Below are 16,744 nucleotides of genomic sequence, written 5' to 3' on the forward strand. Positions count from 1 at the left end.
TACTGTTTAAAAAAAAACATAAAAGCATTATAATAATATTAACAAAATAGAATAAAGAGGAAGATAATATGATTATAAAGGTTTTATTGACAGTATTAGTATTAGTGGTATTGTATATTCTGTATAAATATGAAACTCAGCATATAGAAACGACAGAATATACTATTTTTAATGAAAAAATTCCAAAAGAGTTTGATGATTTTAAAATAGTTCAAGTAAGTGATTTACATAATAAGGTGTTTGATAAAAAAAATAATAAGGTATTGATAGATAAAATTGATTCCTTAAATCCAGATGCTGTGTTTATAACAGGAGATTTAGTTGATGGAGAAAATAAAAATTTTCAAGTTGCACTAGATTTAATAGACAATCTAGTAGAGAAATATGAAGTATATCATATAATTGGAAATCATGAACAAAAATCTTTGATAAAAAAGTACAAGCATTTATATAAAGACTATTTTAAAAAGTTATATTCAAAAAAAATAATAAACATGGAAAATGAGTCTGTAAGAATAGATAGAGGAGATAGTCATCTTAATTTATATGGTTTAATTATACCATTAGAGTGCTATCCATATTTTTTTGGCAATAATAAAAAGTTAGAATTAAATGACAATTTTATAGAGGATAATTTAGGGAAGATAAATGAAAATGAGTATAATATACTTTTAGCTCATACACCATTTTTCTTTGAAAAATATGCAAAATGGGGAGCAGATTTAATTTTAGCTGGACATGTTCATGGTGGCATAATAAGGATACCTTTTATTGGAGGTGTGTTATCTCCAAATAGAGAATTTTTTCCTAAGTATGACTGGGGTAAATATGAAAAAGATAATAGTACTATGATTTTAAATAAAGGCTTGGGAGGCTCAAAAGTTCTAATTAGACTTAATTGTAAACCAGAAATAGTCAAAATTATATTGAAATCTAATGAATAATAATTTGTATATAAGCATCAATAACATATAGATAAAGTTGATGTTAAATCCAGTTAAACATGTACGATGACCAATTTTGAATAAATGTTGAATTAATAAAAATAAAGTGCTATTTTTAGCATAGAATGTTTAAAATATGGGGGGATAGAAGAATCATGTGTGATATAAGTAGATTTTATGAATCTGTAAGAAATAAATATCCAAAACTAAAAGATGGAACCAGGGTTCATATGTGGCCAAAGGAGAACCTTATAATTGGACCAATTTATGATGAAGCAAATGGATATGAAAAAAGCATAGGAAATGTGGATAGCTTAACTTGGAATCAAATTGTCGTATTGGCAGAATGTGATGGGAAAAACACCACTGAAGATGTAATAAATATATTATCCAACAGATATAGAAATATACTTAATATGAAAGAAAATGTTATAGAATTCTTTAGGTTTTATGAGAACGTATATTTAACTTTTGAAGATGAAGTACAACCATTATCAAGTGTTTTTGAGATAACAGGAAATAAAGTATATCTTACTCCTTTATATTTTACGATAGAGATGGATGGTGACAATAGTACAAGTAAATATTTTTCTGAAATCATAAGTTTATTAAAGTGTATGCATGAAAAGGGTTGTAGATTTATAGAAGTTATTGGGGAAGATATTTTAAAAAATAAAAATATGAGAGAAATATTTCAATATATGCTAGACTATTTTGATTTGATTGTGGTAACTAAGGAGAGCTTTACTATTGATAGAGGATTGATAAAAGAATTAGATGATTATCGTCATAAAGTAATCTGGAAAGTATATTCAAAGAATGATAATGCACATGTTAGATTAAAAGAAGATATAAAAATAACTAGTCTGATAAAAAGAGGGCATACAGTAGTAAGAGAGGATAGGGGAAAAGCAATAAAGATAGAGGATATGAGATTTAAAGATACAAAAGAAAGATTTTCAAAATATGGTGCAGAATGGAGTCATTTGTACATTTCTTCTGATGGTAGTGTAAAATCTTATTCACTTCAAAAAGATAAAAGAATCTATTTAGGTAATATATTTAACAATTCGGTTGAAGAGATTTTCTTAGAGATGCAAGATAAGATTGATAAATTAGAGATTGTGTATCAATAAGTACTAAAAGTATATTTTATAAGAGTTTTATAGACTGTTTATTTAATTTTATGTCAATAATTATAATGAGGTGATATAACTTGTTAAAATTATTGGATAAATTTTTTTATGATTTTTTACTTAAATGCTGGTTATTTATGATGTTATGGATTTTTAGAGAACTTTTTACAAATTTTAAAATGACTAAAAAATTTAAATTTCATAAAATATTTATGTAAAAATCATATAAAATTCATATAGCATATGTATTATATAGAGTATAGAAAGACTAGCTTAAAAACCATAATATAATACCCTATTGTAATGATAACCCTCCCTCACATCCTCAAATAGAGTTATCATTACAAGAATTAATCCATAAATTTTAAATTTATGGTTTTTTTTTATTTAATTTGTTTTATTATATTAGAATATGATTTATTATAGAATATATACTAAGTAATATAGAACACAATAATTAAGTTTATGACATGTTTTTAACTATATTAATAAGGAGGAGTATTTATGAATGTAAATAATCACAAGTGCCCAGAGTGTGGTGAACACAGTAAAAAGTTTGAGATAGTAGAGGAAAATGAGGATTGTGTGACATTTGAATGTTACACTTGTGGAACTATATCTATATTGAAGTATTGTGAGAATTGTAAAGAATTTGTATTTGTAAATATTCCAAATAATGTGGAGACATATGAGTATTGTTGTGGAAAATGCAATAATAAGATTTAATATAATAAATATACGTAATTTCATATATCATTTATACAAATCTCATATAAAATTCACATATAAAATGTATTATATAAATATAGAAAGAACTAGCTTAAAACATAATATAATTACCCTAAATTTATAATGACAACTCTCCCTCACATCCTCAAATTATAGTTGTCATTATAAAATAACTTGGCTGTTTCAAAATGTGAAATCATTTTAGGAACAGCTTATTTTTTGCAAAAATAAAGAAGGCAACGGGAAGCCTTCTTTCGTGTAAAAAAAGTTTAATTTTTTGTTAAGATTTGTTTGTTTATTTTATATTACCTTTATAATATGTGTTTATTTGAAGGTTGGCAATGGATTTTGCGCAACTGGTCATTATTAATGTAAAAGTGGAATATTATTAATAAATAATGATTACAAAATTGTAATTATTATTTGTTAAGTAAATGAGTAAAATATCATATTAATGGGTATATAATTAATAATATACTAGTTTGGGGAGGATAAAATTATGAATTATAAAACAATCATATTAAATAGAAAGTCTGTTAGAGAGTACAAGAACACAGATATTAAAGAGGAATATCTTAGTGACATTAAGAAATACTCAGAATCTTGCAAGAAACTAGTTCCAGAAATAGATGTTGACATAAGAATTATGAATAGAAATGAAGTTTTTGACAATTTAGATAAAGTGGCAGGATATAAGGGAAATATGATAGATGCTCCAAGTTATATTATCATATTATCTGATGTAAAAGATAACTATATTGAAAATTCAGGATACATAGGAGAAAGTATAATCTTTAAAGTGACAGAACTTGGAATAGGCTCTTGTTGGGTTACTTTTGAAGATGGCAAAAAAGTAAGAGAGAAACTTGGAATTGATTCAGATAAAGAAGTAACAGGAATTATAGCAATTGGATATGGCGAAAATGTAAGTAATACTAAAGTACTAAACGCTACAAAGACTGGCGAAAATTATTCAAAATCTGATATGCAAGTTGTATTAGACAATGGTTCTTCTAGACTTGGTGTAGAAGATGTAGTTTACATGGATGAATGGGGAAATGATGCAAGTATAGAAGTATTAGAAGAAAGAGCACTTCTTGAGGCATTCCACTATGCAAGATTAGCACCATCTACACTAAACAGACAGCCATGGAGATTTATAGTTGATGGAGGAGTTGTAGTTTTAGCTGTTAGAAAAGATGGTCATACTAGTCTATATGAAGAAAAAATAGATGTGGGTATTGTTATGCTTTACTTTGCAACAATAATAAGTGCAACTATGTTTGAATTGAAGTGGAATTTAGGTACTCCAGACAAAGATTACAAAGTACCAGAAGATTATAAAATAGTTGGATACTGTAATATATAAGATAATTTAATACTTAATTTAACTACACTTAAATTAATTTTTATAAAAAGTTCAATAACATTCTATAATATAATGTTATTGAACTTTTTTATTGTGTAATACAACTTTTTTATTCATTATAGCTATGAATAAAAAAATACCTGTGAATTTAAATGCTTACAATTTTGTGCATGAATAGAGAGGTATATTATTTTATTAGATTGTATAATTTGCTTGGAGGTAATATCAAATGGAATGGATAAATAAATTAAATCAAGCTATTACTTATATTGAAGATAATCTTGAAAGTGGAGTAGATTATGCAGAAGCAGCAAAAATCGCATGTTGTTCAACCTTTCATTTTCAACGAATGTTTTCATATATTGCAGATGTACCATTATCTGAATATATTAGACGAAGACGTATGACTAAAGCGGCATTTGAACTACAGAATAGTAACATTAAAATTTTAGAATTATCAGAGAAATATGGTTATGATTCACCAACATCTTTTAATAGAGCTTTTCAAAATATACATGGCATTTCTCCGTCAGCAGCTAGGGCAAAGGGAGTTGTTTTAAAAGCATATCCTAAGATGACACTGAGTATTTATGTAAAAGGGAATGTAGAAATGCAATATCGTATTGTAGAAAAGAAAGGATTCCGTATTGTTGGTGTAAAAGAAAGTATGAATATGATTGTAGAAGAGTGTTTTGATAAAGTTCCTAAGTTGTGGGCTAAATCCATAAAAAATGGAACAATTGATAAACTTTCAGAATTGATAAATAACGAGCCTCAAGGATTGCTAGGAGTTAGTGTATGTACTAATGGTAAAGATTTAGATTACTATATTGCTGCTCCAACAGATAAGTCTGTATTAGAAAATACATATGAATACTATATACCATCAGGTACATGGGCAGTATTTGAATGTGTATCTCCAATGCCAAATGCTTTGGCAATACAAGAATTACAAAAAAGAATTATTACTGAATGGTTACCAAGCTCTGGATATGTATATGCTAATTTGCCAGATATTGAACTTTATCCTAATGGTAATGTCAATGCTCCTAATTATACTACAGAAGTTTGGATTCCAATTAGGAAACAACATTAAAGTTAATTAATAACATAATATTTTAAAATTGCAGACTTAAAAAGGTCTGTTAATTTTTTTGAATAGATGGAAAGTAAACTTTACATAAGAGGAAAATAGTTGTATAATTATGGAAAGTAGACTTTACATTAATGAGATATTAAAGGAGAAAAAGGTGAAAAATAGATTAGAAGAAATAAGAAAAAAGAGAGGTATAAGGCAAGAAGAACTAGCATCTGCTTTGCAAGTATCAAGACAAACTATAGGTTCATTAGAAAATGGTAGATATAATCCTTCTATCATATTAGCTTTTAAGATAGCAAGATATTTTGATATGAATATTGAAGAAATATTTATTTATGAGGAGGAGTAAAAATGAAAAAGAGCAGATTATACATTGGAATTGGATATTTTGTTTGTGGAATTCTACTTGTTTTATTGGCTATATTTACAGAGTTTTCATTTGAGGCTTTAATTTGGGGATTATCTGGAGCTGCTTTAGGGCCTGGGGTATGTATGATTTTTCAATATATATATTGGAGTAAGCCAGAAAAGTCTGTAGAATATGAAGAAAAGCTAGAGAATCAAAGAATAGAGATGAATGATGAAAGAAGAATTATGTTACGTGATAAATCTGGACGAATTACTAACCAAATCATGTCTTATATTTTCGTAATTCTTATAGTTATTGTTTCTGTATTGAGAGTATTCTCTGTAATGATAATAAGTAAGTGGGTTTTAATTGTTCTTGGATTGCTTATTTTATTTCAATTTATTTGTGGGGTTGTTGTATATAATAAATTAGATAAAAAGTTATAATACTAAGTATAAAATTATATAAAAGTAAATTAGCTTTAAAGTTTATATTAGGAGATGAATTTATATAATTGTATAAATTCTTAAAGCCACAAGTATTATGTATTGTGGCTTTTTTATATGGAACTCTATATGTTTTAAAGCTAATTACTATAGTATACTTACTTATGAATGACTTTTAGATATTATAAAATAGATTAATCTTCGTATAAATCACCACTATTTTCTTTATTCAGAGTTCCTTCTAATTCAATCATTAGAAATTTTGTAAGTTTTTTAACTACTGGTCTATGTATTGTATTTTGAGGAACAATGATAAATTCTCCTTCTTTAACTTCTGTCAACCCCTCTAAAGTTTCTAAATTAAATTTTCCTTCTATTACATAAAACAATTCGTCTGATTTTTCATGAACATGAAAATCTAGACTTCTGTTTGCTACTTGTACAACACTTAATATGTTATTATTTATTTTTCCTAATTTTTTGTATACATACAGTTGCTCAATATTATTTACTTCTTCAATTATATTAGTTTTTGATAACATTAGAGTCTCCTTTAAATTTTATTTTGTTTGACTTTTACTATACCTGTATGTTAACATCAAATTTATTATTTGTGAAATAGATTGATTTGATTGTATCAATCTAATATTTAGATAATATGGAGGAATAGATATGGAATTAAAACATTTGAATACATTTTTAATACTTAGTAAAATTAAAAATTTTACTAAAACTGCTGAATATTTGAACTATGCACAATCAAATATTACAGTTCATATACAACAATTAGAAAAAGAATTGGATGTACGTCTCTTTGAACGTATAGGAAAAAGTGTAGTATTGACTAGAGAAGGTGAGAAGTTGCTTCCATATGCTGAAAAGATGCTTTTATTATCATCAGATATAGAAAAAATGTATAAAGAGAAAGATAATTATGGGCGTATTGTTATTGGAGCATCAGAATCTATTTGTATTTTTAAGTTACCTGAGATTATAAAAATATATAAAGAGAAATATCCAGATGTTGACCTTTTTATAAAAACTCTAGATTCTTCTGATTTTGTTCCTTTACTTGCAGATAATACTATTGATATAGCATTTATACTTGATTTACCTATAAATGATAAATCTGCTATTTCTGTATTAAAAAATGAGGAGCCTATCTGTGTATTATCAGTTCCAGAAAGTGATTTAGCCTTAAAAGAAAAGGTGTATATTCAGGACTTTCAAAATGTTCCATTTATTTTGACAGGAAAGAGTTGTTGTTATAGAAGTCTGTTTGAAAAAGAGCTGTCTGAATCATCTATAGTACCTAAAATAGTTCTTGAAACTGGAAGTATTCAGGTAATTAAACAAACAGTACTTAGTGGACTTGGATTGTGTATTCTTCCAGAGCTTGCAGTGGAGAAGGAATTAGAAAAACATGAGTTGATTAAGGTTCCATTTAATACCAACTATAATATTTATTCACAATTAATCTACCATAAAGATAAGTGGCTTTCTAAGAATCTTTGTGATTTTATTTCTATAGTTAAAGAAACATACTAGATTATTTTAAAACTATTTAATATATTAATATATTTTGATTAATAAAGTAATTTAAAATTCAATAAGTATCAATATAAAATTATGATGTCAAAAAATAAAAAAGCCCCTAATCTATTGAATAAATAGATTTAGGAGTTTTTAATGGTGCCCGAGGCCGGACTCGAACCGGCACGGAGTATTAGTCCGGTGGATTTTGAGTCCACTGCGTCTACCAATTCCACCACTCGGGCATGTCATGTATATTATTATAGCAAAAAAATATATTGTTTGCAACATATTTAATTTTAATATACTATTATTATTATGGGAATATTAAATAACAGTATATTGGTATATAATATATATGTTAGAAAAATAGATAATTTTTAGGAGTGATATAATTTGGAAAAAAAATTAATTATAATAGATGGAAATTCAATAATAAATAGGGCTTTTTATGCTCTTCCAGAAATGAATAACAAAGAAGGTCTAAAGACCAATGCTATATATGGATTTACAACAATGCTATTTAAAATGATTGATATATATAAACCAACACATATAAGTGTAGCTTTTGACAGGAAAGCACCTACATTTAGACATCTAGAATATAAAGAATATAAGGCTGGAAGAAAGGGAATGCCAGATGAATTGGCAGAGCAATTACAGCCATTAAAAGATCTTTTAGATAAATTTAAAATAAATAGATTAGAAATAGATGGTTATGAAGCAGATGATATTATAGGTACTGTTTCTAAAAAGGCAGAAGAAAATGGATATAAGGTATACATAGTAACTGGAGATAAAGATGCTATTCAGCTTGCTTCAGATAATACAACTACTCTTATAACAAAAAAAGGAGTTGGAGAAGTAGAAGAATACAACTTTAATTCTGTGATTGAAAAGTACGAGATGACTCCAACACAGTTTATAGATTTAAAAGGTCTTATGGGAGATAAGTCAGATAATATACCTGGAGTACCTGGAATAGGTGAAAAAACAGGTATAAAACTTATAAAGGAGTTCTCTAGTATAGAGAACTTAATAGATAATACAGAGAAGCTTAAAGGTAGTGTAAAAAAGAAAATAGAAGAAAATAAAGAACTTGCTATTCAAAGTAAAAGACTAGCAACTATTATAAGAGATGTACCAATAGAAGTAAATTTAGACAGTATGATTTTTGGTGATTACGATAAAGATGAGCTTTTAGATAAATTTAGATATTTTGGATTTACAAGTCTCTTATCAAGATTGGTTGATTTGGTTGATTCAAATGATACAGAGCAAGTAGAAGAAAAAATAGAAATATTAAAATTGAAAGAGATAGACAAATTCATAGATGAAGTGAAGGAAAAAGGACAAGTTATTTTAAAAACTGTTAGAGGACAAGGTAATATACTTGAAAAAAATATAATATATATCTTTATAAGTGTAGATGGAGAAAAAATATATTATATAGATTCAGATGAAATAACAAAATTAGATAGTATACTTTCAAATAACGAAATTAAAAAATATGGATATAATTTAAAAGATGATTATATATCTCTAAAACCATATAATATAAACTTGGAAAATATGTATTTTGATATAACAATAGCTGAGTATTTAATAGATTCAACTTCATCTACTTCATATGATTGTGGTGCAATAGCTATGAAGTACTTATCAAAAAAGGTTAAATCAAAAGAAGAGTTATTAGGCAAAGGAGTTAAATCTAAAAACTATGAGGATTTAGAATTTGAGGATTTAGCTGAGTACATGGGTCAAATAATATGCACAGTAAAAGAAACAGTTCCTATGATGGAAAGAAGTCTAATAGATATGAGTATGGATGGTCTTTTTTATCATGTAGAGATGCCTTTAGTAGAAGTTTTAGGGCATATGGAGTATGAAGGCATAAAAGTAGATAAAAGTATCCTGGATGAATTGAGTGTTGAGTTTAAAGAAATAATAGCTACATTAGAAAAGGAAATCTATGAATTATCTGGAGAGCCATTCAATATAAATTCACCAAAACAACTAGGTGTCATATTATTTGAAAAATTAGAGCTTCCAATAATCAAAAAAACTAAGACTGGATATTCTACTAATGCAGATGTTTTAGAAAAATTAAGGGATAAACATCCAATAATAGATAAGATAACTGAGTATAGACAAATAGTAAAGCTAAACTCTACTTATGTTGAAGGACTTTTAAATATAATAAATCCAGAGAGTAATAGGATTCATTCATCATTTAATCAAACAATAACAACTACAGGAAGAATTTCATCTACAGAACCAAATCTTCAAAATATACCTATAAAAATGGAAATGGGTAGAAAAATAAGAAAAGTGTTCATTGCGGATGATAATTGTAAGTTGGTTGATGCCGATTACTCACAGGTAGAACTTAGAGTTCTTGCACATATGAGCCAAGATGAAAATATGATAGAAGCATTTAAACACAATGAAGACATTCATACTAAGACAGCTTCACAAGTTTTCAATGTTCCTATGGAAAGTGTCACTAGTGAACTGAGAGGTGCAGCTAAAGCAGTAAACTTTGGGATTATATATGGTAAAAGTGATTTTGGATTGGCTGATGATTTAAATATACCTGTACCAAAAGCAAAAGAGTACATTGAAAGTTATTTTGCTAAATACCATAAAATAAAAGAATTTATGGATATGACAATAGAAAAGGCTAGTGAAGATGGATATGCTGTAACAATTTTAAACAGAAGAAGATATATACCAGAAATAAAATCAAGTAATTTTATGGAGAGAAACAGAGGAAAAAGATTTGCGATGAATGCACCAATACAAGGAAGTGCAGCAGATATAATAAAAATTGCAATGATAAATGTTCATAAAAAATTGGAAGATAATAATTTAAAATCAAAACTTATACTACAAGTTCACGATGAATTGATAGTTGAAGCAATTGATGATGAAATAGAGATAGTTAAGAAGATAGTAAAAGAGGAAATGGAAAATGCTGTAAGTATGGATGTTCACTTAGATGTAGATTTAAATGTCGGTAGTTCTTGGTATGAGACAAAGTAGGTGATTTTATGTTGATATTAGGACTTACAGGAGGAATAGGCTGTGGAAAAAGCAGCCTATCAAATATATTCAGAAACCTTAATATTTCTATAGTGGATGCAGATATTATATCTAGAAAAATATTTGAAGATAAGATACTATTAAAAAAAGTATTTGATTGTTTTGGGCAAAATGTAAAAAATGATAATGGAACATTAAATAGAAAAGCTCTTGGAAGAATCGTTTTTAACGATGAAGAAAAGCTTAGAGAGCTAAATAATTTGACTCATCCACGAATAAGAGAAAAAATAATGAGTGAAATAGATGAAGTAAGAAAAAAAGGCGAAAGTATAGTGATTTTGGATGCGGCTATATTGGTAGAAAGTGGATTTCTAGAGATGGTTGACAAGCTATTAGTAGTTACTTGTAAACGAGAAGTGCAAATTAACAGAATAAAGAATAGAGATAATTGTAGTGAACAAGAAGCAATTAGTAGGATAAATTCACAAATGAGTCAGGAAGAAAAATCCAAATATGGTGATTATATAATAGATAATTCGGGAACAATAACTGAATTAGAAAGTAAAGCACACAAATTTATTGAGTACATGAAGGAGAATTGGCGTGAATAGTAAGAAAGTATTGATTCTATCTATTTTTATAATCTTATTTGGAACACTATTAATGGAAAGCAAAGTAATACATAAATTTTTATATCCAAAAAAATATTCAGAATATGTAGAAAAATATTCTAAGGAATTTAATTTAGATGAAAATATAGTTTACAGTGTTATAAAAGCTGAAAGTAAGTTTAATAGTTCTGCTGTTTCAAAAAAAGAAGCAAAGGGTTTAATGCAACTATTAGACATAACTAGGGATTGGGGAGCAGATGAACTAAAGTTAAAAAATGTTGATATCTTTGACCCGGAGACTAATATAAGACTTGGTTGTTGGTACTTAAATAAATTATACAAGGAATTTGGTAAATTAGACTTAGTAATAGCTGCATATAATGGTGGTTCAGGTAATGTGAAAAAGTGGTTAGAAAATAATGAATATAGTAAAGATGGAGAAAATCTACATGACATACCTTTTGAACAAACTTCAAAGTATGTAGAAAAAGTGAAAAATAATTATAAACATTATAATAAGATATATGGCAAGAAAGGAAAAAACTAATGAAGAGAATAAAAGTCTTAACAGTTGTTTTAGCTATAACTCTTATGGTAGTTGGGTGTAGTAATACTAAAACAAAACAAAGTAGTAGTGATTCAAGTTTAAAAAGTCAAAGTTCTATAGATGCTAAGTATATAAACTTAACAATGGTAACTCCCAAAACTATAAATCCTATAACGAATACTGATAAGTCTGTTGGTTATATAATGAATTTAGTTTATGATGGTTTATTTACTATAGATGAGAACTATAATGTAACTCCTCAACTAGTTAAAGAGTATAATATAGCTCAAGATGGAATGAGTATAGATATAAAGTTAAAAGATGCAAAGTGGCATGATGGAAAAGCTGTTACTTCAAATGATGTAAATTATACTATTGGTTTAATTCAAAAAAGTGCAGATAGTCCATACAATGAATTTACTAAAAACATAGCTTCAGTGAATATTAAATCCGACAAAGATTTTACGATAAAATTTAAAGCTAGATATGCTTTCTCTATTGATAGTTTAATTTTTCCAATAGTATCTCAAAATCATTTAGATTCAAAAGATGCAAATGACAAAAATAATAATATGATAGGAAATGGGAAATATAAAATAGAATCATATACAGAAAGAGAAGGAATGATTTTATCTGTAAATAAAGAGTATTATGAAGAAGTTCCAAAGACAATGAAGAATATAAAAGTAGGTATGGTTCCTAATGAAGATGCAAGAACATCTATGGTTATGGCTCTTGATAGTGATATAACTAATGTTACATTGAATGATTTGAGTAAGTTTCAAGAGAAAGAATTTAATATAACAAAATATCAAGGTAGAGATTATGAATGTATAGTATTTAATTATAATAATCCTTTTTTCAAAGATGTTAATTTCAGAAAAGCAATTGCACATTCTATAAATAAAGATAGAATTATTAGTGAAGGATATATGGATGATGCTACTCCAGTTAATTTTCCACTTAATTCAAAATCAAAATACTATGATAGTGAAATGAAAGCTTTAGAATTTAATAAAGATAAAGCAATAGAGTATCTTAATAAAGTAGAATATGCAAATATAAATTCAGTAAATCAAAATGATAATAAAGTAGATAAAAAACAAAAAAAAGTAACTAAAAAGAATACAAAGAAACTTACTCCTGAAGAAGAAGCAAAAGCTAAAAAAGAGGAAGAAGAAAGAGTTAAAAAGGAAGCTGAAGATAAAAAAAATAGAGAAAAAGAAGAAGTAAAGAAAAGACTTTCTGAAATGAATTTAAAAATTATAGTAAATAGAGATAATAGTGAAAGATTAAAAACTGCAAACATAATAAGTGAGAACTTAAAGGCTATAGGAATAAACAATACAATAAATCAGTTATCAGATAAAGACATGGAAAATGCTCTTAATTCTAAAAACTATGATTTAGCATTGGTTGGATGGAAACTATCAAGTATACCAGATGCAAGTAGCATTATAGCAAGTAGTGGATATACTGATGATAGATTAAATGGATATATGTCTACACTTACAAGTTCTACATCTGAAATTGAAACAAAGAAAGCATACAAAGATGTACAGACATATGTAAAAGATAACGCAACATTTATAAGTTTGGCTATCAGAAATAACTATATTGTAAGTAATAGTAGATTAAAAGGTAAAATTACTCCAAATGATTTTGATGTATATGAGGGAATATCTAATCTAGATATAAAATCTAGTGAATCAAATTAAATGATTAATTAGTATTTAAAAAGTCAAAACTATATGATAAAATACCCTTATAGGGTATAAGGAGGTAATTAAATGAAAAAGAAACTATTAGTAGAAGGTATGAGTTGTGGTCATTGTGTAAATCATCTTAAAACTGCATTAACAGAAGATATAGATGGTGTTGAAGTTTTAGATGTAGATTTAGAAAACAAATGTGCATCTGTAGATATGAAAGATGATGTATCAACTGAAAAATTAAAAGAAGTAATTGCAGAATTAGGATTTGAACTAAAAGGAATTGAATAGAAAATAATAAACTAAAAAAAGACCTCTATTGGGGGAGTAATAGAGGTCTAAAAATGGGGGAGATTGAGTATGTTTGATTTTACATTACTATTATCTCCCCTTTTAAATTAATATATACATAAAAAATAAAAAATTTTCGTGATTACTCACATTTCTTAATTATTTTGAATATACTATAAATAGTTAAGGGAGGGAGTATCATGGAATCTAGGGGATATAAAGAGGATTTAAAAAAAATGATACTTGATATGGCCCACAAAGAACTTGAGAGTTATGTATCACAAAAAGGAGCAAAAAAATACTTTGAGGGCAATTTAGATAAGATTATCAATAATAACATAAAAAAATTTAATCAAAGTATTGGTCTTAATAGAGTATATTTAAAAATGTTGAAAAAGTGTGCATATCAAGAAAGTGTAAATTCGATATCAAGAACTATAAAGAAGGAAACTTTATTTAAATCAAAAAAAGAGCTATTTGCTTTTTCAGAGTACTTAAAGCTTGATATTAACAAGAGACTTTCATATAATCAGATTTTAAGAAAAATATCAAGATATATATACTATAATAGAAGTTCATATGCTCAAAAGTATGTTGCTTTTAAAAGAGGAGATGAAGAATATCTTTTAGAACCTGAAAAGATAAAAGATGAATTAATAGCAAGTTATAGGTCAAAAACTAGGGAAGATATGAAGTCTATAGCAAAACTTTTGGATATACAAGTAGAAGATGATTATAATGCTGAAGACATTAGAAAAAAAGTGATAAACTATATTATTAAAGAAAAGATTAAGAATTAAGATTTTAATCTGTTTAGTTAGAATTGAATGAGGTAAGGTAATTATTATAAAAATTTTAAATAGTAAGTTCTATCAATTTACATGATTAAGTATAACTTGATTATAATTCTTCTGTGGATTCGATAGAACTTATTCTTTTTTTGACATATTATCTTAAATAATTTACTACTATTTATGAATTACACAGCATTATTCAAATTTTTAACTTAATGTGATTTAAATAAATTTATAATAATGATATAATATAAAAAAAATAAAAATTGGAGGGTGATTTCAAAATGAAGTTTAATTTTTGCCATAACAATTTCAATGTTACTGACTTAGAAAAAAGTCTGAATTTTTATAATAAAGCTTTAGGGTTGAAAGAAGTAAAGCGTAAAGAGGCAGAAGATGGTAGTTTTATATTAGTTTATTTAGGGGATGGTATTACTAGCCATACATTAGAATTAACTTGGCTTAGAGATTGGGATGGAGTATATAATTTAGGAGATAATGAATTCCATTTGGCTTTAGAAGTTGATGAATTTGATAAGGCAAAAAAACTTCATAAAGATTTGGACTGTATATGTTTCGAAAATGAAAATATGGGAATTTATTTTATAGCAGACCCAGATAATTATTGGATTGAAATACTTCCTAAAAATTATTAATTTTAAGGAAATATTTATAATTTCTTTACAATTAATTATATTATAAGTTATCATTAAATTATAGGTACTAAAAATGGATAATAATGTTATGACTTTATGTTTATAAAAATTTGTTGGGGGGAGTGATAGTAGTGAAGAAAGCTATAGCAGCTTTAGGAATTGGAGCAGTAGCAGTATCAGTTAGTTCCATAAATGCAAGTGCTCTTGAAAAAGGAGTAGTAACGGCAAGCGCTTTGAATATAAGAAGTGGGCCAAGTGCTGACTGTGACAAAGTAGCAAAATTATACAAAGGAAAGGCTGTAGAGATTTTAGAAAAATCTAATGGATGGTATAAGGTAAGGATATCAAATTCTGTTGTTGGATGGGGAAGTGCAAAATACATATCGACTAGTGGTTCATCTGAAAGTACATCAAACCAAAGCAATTCAACTTCAAGTGGTACAACTATAAGTGGAAATGGCAAGGTTAATGTAAGTTCGAGATTGAATATAAGAAGTGGCGCAGGTACTAACTATTCATTAGTTGGTAAGGCAAATAATGGAGATGTAGTAAAATTATTAGAACAAAGTAATGGATGGTATAAAATAAAATTATCAAATGGAGTTACTGGATGGGCTAGTAGCCAATATATCTCAAAAACGTCAGAAGATGTTGGAACAAACAATTCTAATTCAAACAGTTCTAATTCAAATAGTACTAATAATTCTGATAAAAAGCCATCTAGTGAAGAATCAATAGAAGGTAAAAATGGTAAAGTTACATCTACTGTAAGTTTAAATGTAAGAAGTGGACCTGGGACAAGCTATTCTATAATAGGAAAATTAAATGCTGGAGATATTGTTGAATTAAAAGCTAAGAGTAGTGGATGGTATAAAGTAAAGTTATCAAATGGGACAACTGGATGGGTAAGTGCTAGTTATATTTCTGAGACTAGTGAAGGTGCAAAAGAAAATCCTAGTTCATCATCTAATCAGAATTCTCAGTCTAACAGTAATTCTAATTCGTCATTTAATGGAAATTCAGATAAATCTACAGCAAAAGGTTCAACAATAGTAGACTTTGCATATACTCTTATTGGAATTCCATATCAATGGGGAGCATCAGGCCCTGATAAATTTGACTGCTCTGGATTTACACAGTATGTTTTCAAAAATTCTGTAGGTGTTTCTATTCCAAGGGTTTCTAGAGAGCAAGCTAAGTCTGGAAGCGCAGTTTCTATGGGAAATTATGCTCCAGGAGATTTAGTTTACTTTGATACTGATGGAGATGGAGCAACTAATCATGTAGGTATATATGTAGGTAATAGTAAGTTTATCCATTGTAGTGGTACTCAGACCAATCCTAATAAGGTAAAAGTTGATAATTTAACTAGTTCATATTGGTCCAAAGTATTACTTGGAGCAAGAAGACTAGCTTAACGAATATAATGTCTTATTAAAAAATTAGAATAAATAATTATTTCTATTCATAAATTGTGACTCTT

The 16,744-nt window shown here is 27.2% G+C and carries 17 protein-coding genes and 1 tRNA gene; 16 read left to right on the forward strand and 2 right to left on the reverse strand.

The features are described 5' to 3' along the window. The first annotated feature begins 68 nt into the window (after positions 1-68). The 7 genes from ACTG46_RS05615 (at position 69) to ACTG46_RS05645 (ending at position 6,072) form a co-directional block, all read left to right on the forward strand. Positions 69-944, forward strand: a complete 876-nt coding sequence (locus ACTG46_RS05615; RefSeq protein WP_054269642.1) for a metallophosphoesterase — start codon at positions 69-71, stop codon at positions 942-944. A gap of 155 nt (positions 945-1,099) precedes the next feature. Beyond that, a complete protein-coding gene (locus ACTG46_RS05620; protein ID WP_054269643.1) occupies positions 1,100-2,080 on the forward strand; it encodes an SPASM domain-containing protein in 981 nt (326 codons plus the stop codon). A 504-nt stretch (positions 2,081-2,584) separates the two neighbouring features. After that, complete coding sequence (locus ACTG46_RS05625; RefSeq protein WP_054269644.1) at positions 2,585-2,806, forward strand: hypothetical protein; 222 nt, start codon at positions 2,585-2,587, stop codon at positions 2,804-2,806. A gap of 502 nt (positions 2,807-3,308) precedes the next feature. Beyond that, the gene (locus tag ACTG46_RS05630; RefSeq protein ID WP_054269645.1) at positions 3,309-4,178 is read left to right on the forward strand and encodes a nitroreductase family protein; all 870 of its coding nucleotides are present in this window, start codon (positions 3,309-3,311) and stop codon (positions 4,176-4,178) included. Positions 4,179-4,407: 229 nt separating this feature from the next. After that, positions 4,408-5,274: an AraC family transcriptional regulator gene (locus ACTG46_RS05635; protein WP_479923743.1), complete on the forward strand. Its 867-nt coding sequence runs from the start codon at positions 4,408-4,410 to the stop codon at positions 5,272-5,274. A gap of 154 nt (positions 5,275-5,428) precedes the next feature. Continuing rightward, positions 5,429-5,626: a helix-turn-helix transcriptional regulator gene (locus ACTG46_RS05640; protein ID WP_054269647.1), complete on the forward strand. Its 198-nt coding sequence runs from the start codon at positions 5,429-5,431 to the stop codon at positions 5,624-5,626. Between the two features lie 2 nt (positions 5,627-5,628). After that, positions 5,629-6,072: a hypothetical protein gene (locus ACTG46_RS05645; protein ID WP_479923744.1), complete on the forward strand. Its 444-nt coding sequence runs from the start codon at positions 5,629-5,631 to the stop codon at positions 6,070-6,072. A 194-nt stretch (positions 6,073-6,266) separates the two neighbouring features. Here ACTG46_RS05645 and ACTG46_RS05650 read toward each other — a convergent pair whose 3' ends face one another. Continuing rightward, a complete protein-coding gene (locus ACTG46_RS05650) occupies positions 6,267-6,614 on the reverse strand; it encodes a cupin domain-containing protein (protein ID WP_054269649.1) in 348 nt (115 codons plus the stop codon). 130 nt (positions 6,615-6,744) lie between these two features. On the opposite strand from ACTG46_RS05650, the gene ACTG46_RS05655 reads away from it, so the two are divergent. After that, entirely contained in the window at positions 6,745-7,620 is an 876-nt protein-coding gene (locus ACTG46_RS05655) for a LysR substrate-binding domain-containing protein (RefSeq protein WP_479923745.1), read from the forward strand. A gap of 142 nt (positions 7,621-7,762) precedes the next feature. On the opposite strand, the gene ACTG46_RS05660 is transcribed toward ACTG46_RS05655, so the two are convergent. Beyond that, a tRNA-Leu gene (locus ACTG46_RS05660) sits at positions 7,763-7,850 on the reverse strand. A 151-nt stretch (positions 7,851-8,001) separates the two neighbouring features. Between ACTG46_RS05660 and polA the strand changes: the two genes are divergently transcribed. From polA to ACTG46_RS05700, 8 genes are all read left to right on the forward strand, one after another. Continuing rightward, the gene (gene polA, locus ACTG46_RS05665) at positions 8,002-10,650 is read left to right on the forward strand and encodes a DNA polymerase I (RefSeq protein ID WP_054276220.1); all 2,649 of its coding nucleotides are present in this window, start codon (positions 8,002-8,004) and stop codon (positions 10,648-10,650) included. An 8-nt stretch (positions 10,651-10,658) separates the two neighbouring features. After that, positions 10,659-11,261 (forward strand): dephospho-CoA kinase, encoded by a 603-nt coding sequence (coaE, locus tag ACTG46_RS05670; RefSeq protein WP_479923746.1) that lies wholly within the window; start codon positions 10,659-10,661, stop codon positions 11,259-11,261. Then, positions 11,254-11,808: a lytic transglycosylase domain-containing protein gene (locus tag ACTG46_RS05675; protein WP_054269653.1), complete on the forward strand. Its 555-nt coding sequence runs from the start codon at positions 11,254-11,256 to the stop codon at positions 11,806-11,808. Before coaE ends, ACTG46_RS05675 begins: the two co-directional genes overlap by 8 nt. Next, a complete protein-coding gene (locus tag ACTG46_RS05680) occupies positions 11,808-13,526 on the forward strand; it encodes an ABC transporter substrate-binding protein (RefSeq protein WP_054269654.1) in 1,719 nt (572 codons plus the stop codon). Before ACTG46_RS05675 ends, ACTG46_RS05680 begins: the two co-directional genes overlap by 1 nt. Before the next feature lie 72 nt (positions 13,527-13,598). Beyond that, positions 13,599-13,811 carry a heavy-metal-associated domain-containing protein gene (locus ACTG46_RS05685; RefSeq protein ID WP_054269655.1) on the forward strand — a complete coding sequence of 71 codons (213 nt, stop codon included), beginning with the start codon at positions 13,599-13,601 and terminating at the stop codon, positions 13,809-13,811. A gap of 200 nt (positions 13,812-14,011) precedes the next feature. Then, positions 14,012-14,611, forward strand: a complete 600-nt coding sequence (locus ACTG46_RS05690) for a hypothetical protein (RefSeq protein ID WP_054269656.1) — start codon at positions 14,012-14,014, stop codon at positions 14,609-14,611. Between the two features lie 278 nt (positions 14,612-14,889). Further along, positions 14,890-15,261 carry a VOC family protein gene (locus ACTG46_RS05695; RefSeq protein ID WP_054269657.1) on the forward strand — a complete coding sequence of 124 codons (372 nt, stop codon included), beginning with the start codon at positions 14,890-14,892 and terminating at the stop codon, positions 15,259-15,261. A gap of 122 nt (positions 15,262-15,383) precedes the next feature. After that, the gene (locus ACTG46_RS05700; protein WP_479923747.1) at positions 15,384-16,679 is read left to right on the forward strand and encodes a Cwl0971 familypeptidoglycan hydrolase; all 1,296 of its coding nucleotides are present in this window, start codon (positions 15,384-15,386) and stop codon (positions 16,677-16,679) included. Positions 16,680-16,744: the final 65 nt, after the last annotated feature.

It is taken from the genome of Clostridioides sp. LIBA-7678 (assembly GCF_056716065.1).

Coding starts and splice junctions, on each gene's coding strand:
- ACTG46_RS05645 (WP_479923744.1), top strand. CDS start 5,629: ATGAAAAAGAGCAGATTATACATTGGAATTGGATATTTTGTTTGTGGA.
- coaE (WP_479923746.1), top strand. CDS start 10,659: ATGTTGATATTAGGACTTACAGGAGGAATAGGCTGTGGAAAAAGCAGC.
- ACTG46_RS05615 (WP_054269642.1), top strand. CDS start 69: ATGATTATAAAGGTTTTATTGACAGTATTAGTATTAGTGGTATTGTAT.
- ACTG46_RS05680 (WP_054269654.1), top strand. CDS start 11,808: ATGAAGAGAATAAAAGTCTTAACAGTTGTTTTAGCTATAACTCTTATG.
- ACTG46_RS05625 (WP_054269644.1), top strand. CDS start 2,585: ATGAATGTAAATAATCACAAGTGCCCAGAGTGTGGTGAACACAGTAAA.
- ACTG46_RS05685 (WP_054269655.1), top strand. CDS start 13,599: ATGAAAAAGAAACTATTAGTAGAAGGTATGAGTTGTGGTCATTGTGTA.
- ACTG46_RS05630 (WP_054269645.1), top strand. CDS start 3,309: ATGAATTATAAAACAATCATATTAAATAGAAAGTCTGTTAGAGAGTAC.
- ACTG46_RS05695 (WP_054269657.1), top strand. CDS start 14,890: ATGAAGTTTAATTTTTGCCATAACAATTTCAATGTTACTGACTTAGAA.
- ACTG46_RS05650 (WP_054269649.1), bottom strand. CDS start 6,614: ATGTTATCAAAAACTAATATAATTGAAGAAGTAAATAATATTGAGCAA.
- ACTG46_RS05655 (WP_479923745.1), top strand. CDS start 6,745: ATGGAATTAAAACATTTGAATACATTTTTAATACTTAGTAAAATTAAA.
- ACTG46_RS05635 (WP_479923743.1), top strand. CDS start 4,408: ATGGAATGGATAAATAAATTAAATCAAGCTATTACTTATATTGAAGAT.
- ACTG46_RS05690 (WP_054269656.1), top strand. CDS start 14,012: ATGGAATCTAGGGGATATAAAGAGGATTTAAAAAAAATGATACTTGAT.
- ACTG46_RS05620 (WP_054269643.1), top strand. CDS start 1,100: ATGTGTGATATAAGTAGATTTTATGAATCTGTAAGAAATAAATATCCA.